9 protein-coding genes are annotated in these 12457 nt (G+C 73.6%); 6 read left to right on the forward strand and 3 right to left on the reverse strand.

Translation table 11 applies throughout. The features are described 5' to 3' along the window. Positions 1-59 precede the first annotated feature (59 nt). Entirely contained in the window at positions 60-4040 is a 3981-nt protein-coding gene (eccCa, locus tag QCZ28_RS04710) for a type VII secretion protein EccCa (protein WP_279515387.1), read from the reverse strand. A gap of 101 nt (positions 4041-4141) precedes the next feature. Here eccCa and eccD point away from each other — a divergent pair, with 101 nt between their 5' ends. After that, positions 4142-5545, forward strand: a complete 1404-nt coding sequence (gene eccD, locus QCZ28_RS04715) for a type VII secretion integral membrane protein EccD (RefSeq protein ID WP_279515388.1) — start codon at positions 4142-4144, stop codon at positions 5543-5545. Positions 5546-5576: 31 nt separating this feature from the next. On the opposite strand, the gene QCZ28_RS04720 is transcribed toward eccD, so the two are convergent. Then, the gene (locus QCZ28_RS04720; protein WP_279515389.1) at positions 5577-6083 is read right to left on the reverse strand and encodes an inorganic diphosphatase; all 507 of its coding nucleotides are present in this window, start codon (positions 6081-6083) and stop codon (positions 5577-5579) included. A gap of 524 nt (positions 6084-6607) precedes the next feature. On the opposite strand from QCZ28_RS04720, the gene dacB reads away from it, so the two are divergent. The 3 genes from dacB (at position 6608) to tilS (ending at position 10249) form a co-directional block, all read left to right on the forward strand. Continuing rightward, positions 6608-8095, forward strand: a complete 1488-nt coding sequence (gene dacB / locus QCZ28_RS04725) for a D-alanyl-D-alanine carboxypeptidase/D-alanyl-D-alanine-endopeptidase (RefSeq protein ID WP_347815088.1) — start codon at positions 6608-6610, stop codon at positions 8093-8095. Positions 8096-8187: 92 nt separating this feature from the next. Next, positions 8188-9258, forward strand: coding sequence for a zinc-dependent metalloprotease (locus QCZ28_RS04730; protein WP_030328010.1), 1071 nt, complete (start codon positions 8188-8190; stop codon positions 9256-9258). A 10-nt stretch (positions 9259-9268) separates the two neighbouring features. Next, positions 9269-10249, forward strand: coding sequence for a tRNA lysidine(34) synthetase TilS (tilS, locus tag QCZ28_RS04735; RefSeq protein ID WP_279515391.1), 981 nt, complete (start codon positions 9269-9271; stop codon positions 10247-10249). Between the two features lie 9 nt (positions 10250-10258). Here the strand turns inward: tilS and QCZ28_RS04740 are convergent, their stop codons facing one another. After that, positions 10259-11221, reverse strand: coding sequence for a helix-turn-helix domain-containing protein (locus QCZ28_RS04740; RefSeq protein ID WP_279515392.1), 963 nt, complete (start codon positions 11219-11221; stop codon positions 10259-10261). Positions 11222-11371: 150 nt separating this feature from the next. Between QCZ28_RS04740 and QCZ28_RS04745 the strand changes: the two genes are divergently transcribed. Together QCZ28_RS04745 and hpt are read left to right on the forward strand one after the other, a co-directional pair. Next, entirely contained in the window at positions 11372-11509 is a 138-nt protein-coding gene (locus QCZ28_RS04745) for a hypothetical protein (RefSeq protein WP_238659545.1), read from the forward strand. 100 nt (positions 11510-11609) lie between these two features. Then, on the forward strand, positions 11610-12185 hold the full coding sequence (gene hpt, locus QCZ28_RS04750) for a hypoxanthine phosphoribosyltransferase (RefSeq protein WP_030328005.1): 576 nt from the start codon (positions 11610-11612) through the stop codon (positions 12183-12185). Positions 12186-12457 lie beyond the last annotated feature (272 nt).

Raw genomic sequence — 12457 nt, forward strand, 5'->3', positions numbered from 1 at the left:
CATGACGATCGGAGATTACCGGTTTCCCCACCCGTCACGGGAAGAACCGGCGAGTCAGGTCATTGCGGCGGCAGATGCGCCAGCTGAACGAGGCGTACGCCCTCCCGTCGGGTGACCAGTCGGCCACGCCCCGGCGGCAGCGGTCCGGGCCGGACCGGCCCGACGAGCGCGCCCTCCTCGGGGCTGCCCGCCATCACCAGGCCGGCGGTGGACAGCTCCCGCAGGCGCTGCACGATCGGCTCGTACTGGGCGCGGCCCGCCCCACCGGAGCGGCGGACCAGCACCAGGTGCAGCCCGATGTCCCGGGCGTGCGGCAGGTGCTCCTCCAGAGCCCGCAACGGGTTCGCCGGCCCCGCCGCCACCAGGTCGTAGTCGTCCACCAGCACGAACAGCTCCGGCCCGGACCACCAGGACCGGTCCCGCAGCTGCTGCGGGGTGACCTCCGGCCCCGGTGCCCGCCGCTCCAGGTAACCGGCGGCCGACTCGATCAGGTCGGCGGTGTGCGCGGCGGCGGTGCCGTACCCGATCAGGTGTGGTGTCTCGATCGCGCCGAGCAGGCTGCGCCGATAGTCGACGAGGATCACCCGGGCCTGCTCGGGAGTGAACCGGGTGATGATCGACGTGGCCAGCGCGCGCAGGAACGACGACTTGCCGCACTCCGAGTCCCCGAAGACCACGAAGTGCGGCTCGGCGGCGAAGTCGAGCAGCACCGGGCGCAGGTCCGCCTCCGCGATCCCGATCGGCAGCCGCAGCCCGGTCGTCGAGGTGAGGTCCAGATCGGCGTACGGCAGCGCCGGCGGGAGCAGCCGCACCCGGGGCGCCACGGGACCGGCCCACCCCTCGGCGGCCCGCTTGACCAGATCGGCGGTGTCGCCACCGGCGGTACCGAGCTGAGGCAGTGCGGTGAGGAAGTGCAGGCCCTCCGCGGTCACCCCTCGGCCGGGGCGCTCCGGCACGTTCGCGGCGGCACGCCGGGCCACCAGCGAGTCGGCCGGGTCGCCCAGGCGCAGCTCCAGTCGGGAGCCGAACAGGTCCCGGATCGCCGGGCGGAAATCCAGCCAGCGCAGCGCGGTGGCGACCACGTGGACGCCGTACGACAGGCCCCGGGTGGCCAGGTCGGTGACGAGTGGCTCCAGGTCGTCGTACTCGCCGCGGATGGTGCTCCACCCGTCGATCACCAGGAACACGTCACCGTACGGGTCGACGCCCGGCTGGCCGGCCGTCCCCACCGCCGCCCGCCGCTGCCGGTAAGCGGCCATCGACTCCACGCCCAACTCCGCGAAGCGGCGTTCCCGATCGACCAGCAGGGTGGTCATCTCGCCGACGGTGCGTCGTACCGCGGTCGGGTCGGCGCGGCCGGTCACACCGCCCACGTGCGGGAGGTCGCGCAGTGCGGCCAGCCCGCCGCCACCGAAGTCGAGGCAGTAGACCTGCACCTCGGCCGGCGTGTGGGTGAGCGCCAGCGCGCAGATCAGCGTGCGCAGGGCGGTGGACTTGCCGCTCTGCGGCGCACCGACCACCGCGACGTGCCCGGCGGCACCGTCCAGCGCCAGCCAGACCAGGTCCCGGCGCTGTTCCAAGGGTTTGTCCACGACCGCCATCGGCACGCCGAGTGCGCCGTGCAGTTCCGGGTTGCCGACGGTGAGCCCGCGCTTCGGGTGCACCTCGACCGGGCCGAGCAACTCGTCCAGGGCCGGCGGCTGACCGAGCGGCGCGAGCCACACCTGGTGCGCCGGGGGACCCTGCCCGACGAGCCGGTCCACCAGCAGGTCGAGCAGCGTGCTGCCACCCTCCTCCTCCGTCACGACCGGTGCGACCGGGGACGCCGGCTCGGCCACCGGTACGACGTGGGTGGTGAAGGTCAGCAGCCGGGCGCCCCCCTCGGCGGCGACGCCGTCCGGTGCGGCCCGTCGGCGGACGGCACCGGAGACGTACGCGGCCTTGAAGCGGGCCAGCGGGTCGGTGCCGGCGCGCAGGTAGCCGTGGCCCGGAGAGCGGGGCAGTTCGTGGGCGTCCGCGACGCCGAGCACCGTGCGGGACTCCAGCGCCGAGAAGGTGCGCAACCCGATCCGGTACGACAGGTGGGTGTCCAACCCGCGGAGCCGGCCCTCCTCCAACCGTTGGCTGGCGAGCAGCAGGTGCACGCCGAGCGAACGGCCCAGTCGGCCGATCTGCACGAACAGGTCGATGAAGTCGGGCTTGGCGGAGAGCAGTTCGGAGAACTCGTCGCAGATCAGCAGCAGTGACGGCAGCGGCGCGAGCGGGCTGCCGGCCGCCCGGGCCCGCTCGTAGTCGCGCACGCTGGCGAAGTTGCCGGCGCGCCGCAGCAACTCCTGTCGGCGGACCAGCTCCCCGTTGATCGCGTCCACCATGCGGTCGACGAGTGGCAAGGCGTCAGCCAGGTTGGTGATCACGGCTGCGGTGTGCGGCAGCCGGTCGAACGAGGCGAAGGTGGCGCCGCCCTTGAAGTCGACCAGCACGAAGTTGAGCTGCTCGGAGCTGTGCGTGACGGCGAGCCCCAGCACGAGAGTGCGGAGCAGCTCGGACTTGCCGGATCCGGTCGCCCCGATGAGCAGGCCGTGCGGGCCCATGCCGTCCTGGGCGGACTCTTTGAGGTCCAGCTCGATGGCGCCGCCGTCGGCGCCCACCCCGATCGGCACCCGCAACCGGTCTCGTGCCGAACGCGGCAACCAGCCCTGTTCCGCGGTGAAGCTCTCCGGGTCGCCGAGACCGAGCAGCTCGGGCAGACCCAGGTCGGCCTGGAACGGGGCGTCCGGCCCACGGGCCGTGCCGGCGAGGCGCAGCGGCGCCAACCGTCGGGCCACCGCCTCGGCGTCGGCCAGGTCCAACTGGTCGGCGGTGCCCACCTCGGCGTGCCCGTCGGACGACCACGAGTGCAGCCGTCGGCCGTGCAACTCCAACAGCAGCGCGTACCGGTCCAGCAGTCGGGGCGGCGGAGTGTCCAGGTCCAGCACGGTGACCGCGTCGATGCCGCCGTCGCCGGTCAGCTCACTGGCCCCGGTCAGGTCGCCGCCGTCGAGGACCACCACCACGTGCGGGCCGTCGGTGGCCGGGCCGGCCGGGCTGAACCGGGACCGGGTGGCCAGCACGTCGGCCAGCAGCGACTCCAGTTCGGCGGCGGAGCTGGTGACCAACCGTACCGGTCCGAGCGCGTCGGTGCGGGCGGGGTGGTGGGCGTGCGGAAGCCACTTCACCCACTCCCAGCAGGCGCGGCGTTCCGGCCCGGCGCAGACCGCGACGAGCAGCTCGTCGGGGGCGTGGAAGACCGCCAGTTGGGTCAGCACGGCCCGGACCAGCGCCTGCGCCGCCGGGTCCGCGCTGGGGGGCGCGCCGGTGGTCGGGGTGGTCGGGGTGCGGCCGGCGGGTCGCACGTGCACCCGGGCGAAGCTGCGCAGCGACAGCGCCACCGGCAGGTCCGGCACCACCGAGTACGCGTCCAGGAAGCGCCGTAGCGCGCCAGCGGTCATCGGCTCAAGCTCCTCCAACGGTCGGGTGACCGGTGGGACGAGTGGAGTGGCCAGGGTCTGCGGCCCCACGGCGACGCGTACCACAGCGAAATCCCGGTCGGCGGGACGCCGCTCCCAGACCCGGTGGCTGTCCACCGTCGACCAGAGCCGACCCGGGTCCGGGTGCCGGTAGTAGAGCCCGGCCCGTTGCTGGCCGGCGGTCCGCCGGACCCGCCGCCGCAGCGTGGCCAGGTGGCGCAGGTACTCCCTGCGGGCGGCCATCATCTCGGACTTCTTCGGGGTGCCGGAGGCGCTGCCCCAGGACGTCACCAGCATCGCCAACGAGGAGAGCCCGAACATCCCGCCCACCACGTACGAGTAGGCGCCGCCACCCCGGCCGAACATCATCGCCATCGCCACCGTGCCGCCGAGCATGGGCAGCAGCATGAGCATCTGCTGCCACCGTCCACCGGTCACCACGGGGATCTCCGGCGGTGCCTCCACCGACACCTCACCGGCGGGGATCTCCGGCGCTGGTCGGCGTGGTGGGCGCTTGATGACGACGGTGGACACTCGGCCTCCTGACAGCGCTGGGTAACCCGAGCCTGGCTCATGGTAGGTAAAGTCCTGTCGTCCGCGCAGCCTCCGATCCCAGTCGATATGGAGACCAGTCGATGACTACCGGGCTGGCACGCGTCACCATCAGCGCGCCGCAACGACGGGTGGACGTCGCCCTGCCGGAGCAGGTGCCCCTGGCCGAGCTGCTGCCCGACGTGCTCCGACACGCCGGTGTCGGGCTGGCCGACGACGGCGAGCAGCACGGCGGTTGGGTGCTCCGACGCACCGACGGGGCGCTACTGGTGACGGCACAGGCGCTGCTGCCGCAGGGGGTCCGCGACGGTGAGGTGCTGCACCTCGTGCCGGCCCGCGCGCACTGGCCCGAGTTGGAGTACGACGACGTCATCGAGGCGATCGCCGAGGGTGCCCGTCGCCGGGGTGGCGCCTGGTCGCCCACCGCCACCCGGGCGGCCGGTCTGGCCGGTGCCGCCGTACCGCTCGCCGTCGGACTGCTCGCGCTGCTCGCCGGTGGCCCGGCCCACCGGGCCGGTTGGCTGGCGGCCGGCGCGGTGGCCCTGGTGCTCACCGTCGCCGCCACGGTGGCCTCCCGGGCCAACGGCGACGGTGCCGCCGGGGCGACGCTCGGCGGCTACGCGCTGCCCTACGCGTTCACGGCCGGCGCCCTGGCGGTCGGCTCCGGCGACCCGGTCGGACCGTTCGGGCCGGCCCGCTGGGTGGGCGCCCCCGAACTGCTGGCCGGCTCGGTCGCGCTGCTGCTGGTGGCGCTGATCGGTTTCCTCGGGGTGGCCAGCCGGCTGCGGGTCTTCGTGGCCGGTGTCACGGTCGGGCTGATCGGTGCGGGAGCCGCGCTCGGTGCGCTGCTGATGACCACGGCCGGTACGGCGGCGGTGCTGCTCAGCGCACTGGTCTTCGCCGTCGGGGTGATCCCGCTGCTGGCCATCCGGCTGGGCAGGTTGCCGCTGCCGCCGATCACCCTGCCGGCTTCGACGCCCGTGCCGGAGCCGGAGCGGCCCCGGGACCTGCCGGACCGGGGCCGGGTGCACGCCGCGGTGATCCGCACCGAGGAGATGCTCACCGGGATGCTGATCGGCCACGCCCTGCTGGCGGCGGCCACAGCGGTCGTACTCGTGGTTTCCGGTGGCACTGCCGGTCGGGTGCTGGTGGCGGTCACCTCGGCCGTGCTGTTGCTGCGGTCGCGGCTGTTCGTGGCGCTGCGACAGCGGGTGCCGACGGTGCTCGCCGGGCTGGCCGGCTACGCGGTGCTGGGCGCGGCGCTGGTCGGTCGGGCCGACGAGACCGGGCGGTTGGTGCTGGTCCTCGGCGGGGCGGCGCTGGCCGTGGTGGCAGTCGCCAGCGGCACCGGGTACGCCCGCCGGCCGGTCTCGCCGTACGTCGGGAGGGTCGCGGACCTCACCGACACGGCACTGGTGGTGGCGGTGGTGCCGATCGCCTGCGCGGTGCTCGACCTGTACGACCGGGCCCGAGGGCTGCTCGGTTGAGCGACCCTCGGGCCCGGTGCGTCAGGGTGTGTCAGTGGATGGACTCGCCGCGTGCCTCGGCGTCCCTGGCCCGCTGGTAGGAGGCCACGATCTCGGCCTCGGCCTCGGTACGGCCGACCCAGGTCGCGCCCTCCACCGACTTGCCGGGCTCCAGGTCCTTGTACACCTCGAAGAAGTGCTGGATCTCCAGGCGGTCGAACTCGCCCAGGTGGTGGATGTCGCGCAGGTGCTCCTGGCGGGGGTCCTCGTAGGGCACGCAGAGGACCTTGTCGTCCCCGCCCTTCTCGTCGGTCATCCGGAACATGCCGATGGTGCGGCAGCGGATTAGGCAACCCGGGAAGGTCGGCTCGGGGACCAGCACGAGGGCGTCGAGCGGGTCGCCGTCCTCGCCCAGCGTGCCCTCGATGAACCCGTAGTCGGCCGGGTACTGGGTGGAGGTGAAGAGCGTGCGGTCCAACCGGATCCGGCCGGTCTTGTGGTCCACCTCGTACTTGTTCCGGTGACCTTTGGGGATCTCAACCGTCACGTCGAAATCCATCTGCACGCTCCCTCGTCTGCCCACGCTGGCTAACGGAACCACTGGCTGCCCTCCGGACAGGTGAATGCCCACCCGCCGACTCCGGCCGCCGCATAGTCTTCGGACCGAAGTAGTGTCACCCAAGCCGATTTTCGCTGGGGGAGGAGGGGGTCGTGGGGAGGGAAGATTCACACTACCGCCCGGACGGGGGCTCCGCGCACGGTACCGGACGATCCGGCTCGGGCAGTGCCAAGGGACGGGTCCCGGTGCCGGAGGCTCACCTCCCTCGGGCTCCCGAAGCACCGAACACGGCACCGGAGACGGTGCCCGAGCGGCCCCCGCCGCTGCCCTGGCGTCCGCCGGCCGGTCCGGCGTCACCGACCCCGACCCCGAACACCGGTCACTTCCCGGTAGCCGGCGGTGAGCGGCCGGGGAGTGGCCCGCCACGCGGCAGTGCCACGGTCCCGGTCAGCCCGGCGCCGGTCAGCCCGTCGTTCGGTGCCGGCCCCGGTGGGGTCCCCCCGGTGGGCCCGCCGATCTCCGCGTTGCCGGCACCGGCCGGCGCCACACCCACCCCCCAGCCTTCGCCCACCCCCCAGCCCTCGCCCGCGTCGCGCCGCCGACGGTTGCCGCTGGTGCTGGCCGCCGTGCTCGTGCTGGTGCTCGCCAGCGTCGCAGTGGTGATCACCCGTCCCGGCCCGGTCGCCGGGTGGCTGGGCGACGACGCCGCGGCCGGGCCGAACGCGGGCGGCGTGCCCCCGGACCCCGCCCCGTCGGAGGTGCTGGCCGGCCCCGATTCGAACGCCCCGGTGCCCACCCCCGACGGGGTCCGTGCCGTGCTCGACCCCCTGGTCGGCGTCGCCGCCCTGGGTGACCGGGTGAACGTCTCGGTCGCCGACGTGATCACCGGTCAGACGCTGTTCGCCAAGGGGGCGGACGACGGCACCGTCCCCGCCTCGGTGACCAAGCTGGTGACCGCGGTGACGGTGCTGGCGGCCCGGGGGCCCGGCTACCGGATCCCCACTCGTGCGGTGGCCGGCGCGAAGGCCGGCGAGGTGGTGATCGTCGGTGGCGGTGACCCGACCCTGGCGGTCGACAAGAAGGGCTACTACCCGGGAGCGGCACGGCTCGACGATCTGGCCGCCCAGGTGCGTTCGGCGCTCGGCGGGACACCGCCGACGAGCGTCACCGTCGACGGCTCGGTCTACTCCGGGCCGGTCTACGGCCCGGGCTGGGACGACGACATCCCCACCGGTGGGTCGGGCGGCGCGGTGACCGCGTTGATGACCGACGGCGCGCGTACGGACCCGGGCGTCGAACATGGGTCCGCCCAGCGCTTCGCCGAGCCGGACCTGGCCGCCGGCAAGGCGTTCGCCCGTTTGCTCGGAGTGCCGACCGACGCCGTGAAGCGTGGCTCGGCCCCGGCCCAGGCCGCGGCGGGCCCCAGCCCGGCACCGGGCACCGAGTTGGGAGTGGTGCAGTCTCCGCCGCTGATCCGGCTCGTCGACGTGATGATCAGCGAGAGCGACAACCTGGTCGCCGAGGCGCTCGCCCGTCAGGTCGCGTTGGCCCGCAACCAGCCGGCCTCGTTCGACGGGGGCGCCGCCGCCATGGACGCCGAGGTGGCGGAGTTGGGCCTGCCCGCCGACGAGATCAGCGTCTCCGACGGCAGTGGCCTGTCCCGTCGCAACCGGATCAGCCCGTCGCTGCTGACCGATCTGATCCGGTTGGCCGCCAGCCCGGACCACCCGGAGTTGGCAGGCGTCTTCGGTGGTCTGCCGGTGGGCGGTTGGTCCGGGACGCTGAACGAGCGTTACCGCAACACCGCGGGCACCGCCGCCGGCGCGGGCAGCGTCCGGGCCAAGACCGGCACGCTGACCCAGGTGCATTCCATCGCGGGCCTGGTCACCACCGCCGACGGTCGGCTGTTGACCTTCGCGGTGCTCACCGACAAGGTGCCGGGGGGCAGGGAGACCGCCCAGCCGGCGCTGGACCGGATCACCGCCGCGCTGGCCGGCTGCGGCTGCGGCTGACCTGCGCCGCCCCGGCGGGACGGGGTCGCCATCGGTGTCGATCGAGGGCGCGAGCCCGGGCCGGGGTGTCGCGGCGCGGGTACGGTGGGTCCATGGCGCAGTTCGTGGACTGGGATCTGGCCGCCGCCACGGCGGGGGCGTTGAGCAAGTCTGGCCCCCGCGTGTCGTACGCCGAAGCCACCGACGTGGTCGGCGACCTGCGCCGGCTGACCGACGAGGCGGCCGGGCACGTGGCCGACTACACGGGGCTGCGGGCGCAGGTGTCGCATCCGCCGGTCCGGGTGGTCGACCGCCGCGACTGGGCGGCGACCAACATCGCCGGGCTCCGCGAGGTGATCACCCCGCTGGTGAGTCGGCTCTCCGGCGACAAGCAACCGGGCGCGTTGACCGAGGCGATCGGGTCCCGGCTGACCGGGGTGCAGGCCGGCACGGTGCTGGCCTACCTCTCCGGCCGGGTGCTCGGCCAGTACGAGGTCTTCTCGGCCGAACCGGGCCAGTTGCTGCTCGTCGCACCGAACATCGTCGAGGTGGAGCGCAAGCTCGGCGCCGACCCCCGGGACTTCCGCCTCTGGGTGTGTCTGCACGAGGTCACCCACCGCACCCAGTTCACGGCCGTGCCGTGGATGCGGGCCTACTTCCTCAGCGAGGTGCAGGCGTTCGTGGACGCCTCGTCCAGCGGGAGCGAGCACCTGGTCGAGCGGTTGCGGCGCGGGGTGGCCACGTTGTCCGAGGCGGTCCGCGACCCGGAGAGCCGCACCAGCGTGCTGGACATCGTGCAGACCCCGGCGCAGCGGGCCGTACTGGACCGGCTCACCGCGTTGATGACCCTGCTGGAGGGGCACGCCGAGTTCGTGATGGACGGCGTCGGCCCGCAGGTGATCCCGAGCGTCGAGCGGATCCGGGCGTCGTTCAACCGACGCCGGGAGGCGGGCAACCCGCTGGAGAAGGCGATTCGCCGGCTGCTCGGGGTGGACGTCAAGATGCGCCAGTACGCCGAGGGGCGCAAGTTCGTGCACGGCGTGGTGGAGCGCGTCGGCATGGACGGCTTCAATTCGATCTTCAACTCGCCGCTGACCCTGCCCCGACTGTCGGAGCTGGGCGACCCGGACGCCTGGGTCGCGCGGGTGCACGGCCCGGCCGGCACCGTCCCGGCCGCCGGCTGACCACCCGCCGGTGGCCGCGCTCGCCCCGCCGGTGGCCGCGATCCGGGTGGCGGTACGCCGCGCCCTGACCGGTCTGCCGTCCGGCGGTGTGCTGGTCGCCTGCTCCGGTGGGGCCGACTCGTTGGCGCTCGCCGCGGCCACCGTGTTCGTGGCACCTCGGCTGGGCCGCACCGCGACGCTCGTCACCGTCGACCACGGGTTGCAGGACGGCTCCGGGGCCCGCGCGGAGGCGGTGGCCGCCTGGGGTCGGGAGGTCGGGTTCGCGTCGGCGACGGTGGTCCGGGTGCAGGTGGCCGGGCGTCCCGGCGGGCCGGAGGCGGCTGCCCGTGAGGCCCGCTACCAGGCGCTGACCGAAATGGCCCGGCAGCAGAACGCGGTAGCGGTGCTCACCGGGCACACCCGCGACGACCAGGCGGAGACGGTGCTGCTCGCGCTCGCCCGGGGCTCCGGTCCGCGCGGGCTGGCCGGGATGCCCGCCCGGCGGGATCTGGGTGGGGTGCCGCTGCTGCGCCCGCTGCTGGAGGTGGGTCGGGACCAGACCCGGGCCGCCTGCGCCGTGCTCGGGCTGAGTCCGTGGCAGGACCCGCACAACACCGACCCGTCGTACGCCCGGTCGAGAGTGCGGGCCGACCTGCTGCCGGCGCTGGTGCGGGCGCTCGGTCCCGGTGTGGTGGACAACCTCGCGCGTACCGCCCGGCTGGTGGCGGCCGACAACGCCGCGCTCGACGAGTTGGCGGGGACGGCGCTGGCGGCGGCCCGGTGTCCCGACGGAGGGCTGTCCGTTCCGGCGCTGCTGGGCCTGGTGCCCGCCGTACGTGGTCGGCTGCTGCACGCCTGGGCGCGTGAGTTGGGCGCGCCTCCGGGCGCGCTGTCGCACCGGCACGTCGCCGCGCTGGAGGCCCTGGTCACCGATTGGCACGGTCAGGGCCCGGCCGACCTGCCCGGGGGTGTCCGGGTGCTGCGTCGCGACGGCCGACTGACGCCGGGCTGAGCTGTCCGGTCAGCCGCTGTGTGCCCGGTCCCGGAAGGTGGTCCGGTAGCTGTGCGGGGTGGCGCCGACCCGGCGGCTGAAGTGGTGGCGCAGCGCGGCGGCGTCGCCGAAGCCGGACTGGTCGGCGACCGCCTCCACGCTCAACGGGGTCTCCTCCAACAGCCGGCGGGCGAGCAGCACCCGCTGGTTGGTGAGCCAGTCGTGCGGGGTGGTGCCGGTTTCGGCGCGGAACCGGCGGGCGAACGTGCGGGGTGCCATGCCGGCGCGGGCGGCCAGCTCCTCCACGGTGATCGTCCGGTCCAGGTGGCCCATCATCCACTCCAGCACCGGTTCGAGGGTGGGCGCCTCGGGCGCCTTCGGGATGGGCGCCTCGACGTACTGGGACTGGCCGCCGTCGCGGTGCGGCGGGACCACCATCCGCCGGGCCAGCCGGGTCGCGGTGGCCGAGCCGTGTTCCTGGCGGATCAGGTGCAGGCACGCGTCGATGCCGGCCGCGGTGCCGGCGCTGGTGAGGAGCCGGCCGTCCTGGACGTAGAGCGAGTTGCAGCGCACCCGGGCGCGGGGGTGGCGGCGTTGCAGCTCGTCCACGTGCCGCCAGTGGGTGGTGCACTCGCGGTCGTCGAGCAGGCCGGCCGCGCCGAGCAGGAACGCTCCGGAGCAGACGCTGAACAGGTGCGCTCCGCGGGCGTCGGCCCGGCGTAGCGCGTCGAGCACCGGGCCGGGGACGGTGGTGCCCTGGCTGTGCGCGGGGATGGCCACCAGGTCGGCCTCGTCGACCGGGCCGAGGTCCGCGTGCGGGGTCAGGTGGAAGCCGGACGAGGTCCGCACGGGATCGCCGTCGGGGCTGCACACCTGGAAGCGGTAGGCGGGGAAACCGTCGGCCGTCCGGTCGGTGCCGAACACCTCGGCGAGTACGCCGAGCTCGAAGGGAGCGACCTGGTCGAGGGCGAGGACGGCAACTGACCGCAGCATGTGACGAGGGTAACCCGACAGGTGGCAGTAAATCGATGACCGATGGCATTCCTGCCACTGTCCGGTTGCTCCGGCAGGTCGCAGACTGGTCTCAGTCCGGTGCGCACCGGCGGCGAAACCGATAGCAATCATGCGAAAGCGAGCGCCGCCATGGAGTTCCTGCTCTTCCTCCTGTTCCTCGTCCTGCTCGTCGCCGCCTCGGCGGCCGGCCTCACCGTCGACAGCCACGACTCGGCCGACTGGAAGCCCAGCGACGACGGCCGCCGCTGGCGGTCACGTACCAACTGATGTGATTAGCGTTGTTTGCCCAGAAAATCCTCGGCGGGACCGCGCCAAAAGGTGCGGCCCCGCCGACGGAGGCCAGCAGACGTACGGCAGGCTAGGAGTCATGGCTGACGGCTCCTGGTACGACGCCGACATCGACCACGTGATCATCTCTGAGGCGCAGATCCGCGAGAAGACGGCGGAGCTGGCCAAGCAGGTCTCCGCCGACTACGCCCACGTGGGCGACGGGCTGCTGCTGGTGTGCGTCCTCAAGGGTGCGGTGATGTTCATGGCGGACTTCGCCCGGGCGCTGGGCCGCAACGGCCCGCCGGCGGAGCTCGACTTCATGGCCATCTCGTCCTACGGCCAGGGCACCACCTCCTCCGGGGTCGTCCGCATCCTCAAGGACCTGGACCGCGACATCGCCGGTCGGCACGTGGTCGTCGTCGAGGACATCGTCGACTCCGGCCTCACGCTCTCCTGGCTGCTGCGCTACCTCGAGTCGCGGTCGGCGGCGAGCGTCGAGGTGGTCGCGCTCTTCCGCAAGCCGGACGCGGTGAAGGTGCCGGTCCCGGTGAAGTACGTCGGCTTCGACATCCCCACCGAGTTCGTGGTCGGGTACGGCCTCGACTTCGGTGAGCGCTACCGGGAGTTGCCCTACGTCGGGGTGCTCAAGCCCGAGGTCTACGCCCGTTCCTGACGACGGGCCCGACCCCGTCGGGGTGGCTCCTCGGGCGGAATGAGCCCAACTCGCATCGGCATCCATCAAGCCGACGTTCAGCGCGCTCTCAGCTGATGCGGTTACCGTGTAGCACGGTGGCCCGGAGGTTACTCCGCGCTCGACCCTCTCGATCGCGTGACCGGGCGTTCGGGTGGCCGAGCCGGACTCCCCGCCACGCCGGCTCCACCCGGACTCGCCGTACGTTGGCTGCGGGGCTGGTGGGCCTGCCCACGGTGTGTGTCGTCGATGTC

The sequence above is a fragment of the Micromonospora sp. DH14 genome (assembly GCF_029809455.1).
GTDB lineage: Bacteria > Actinomycetota > Actinomycetes > Mycobacteriales > Micromonosporaceae > Micromonospora > Micromonospora parva.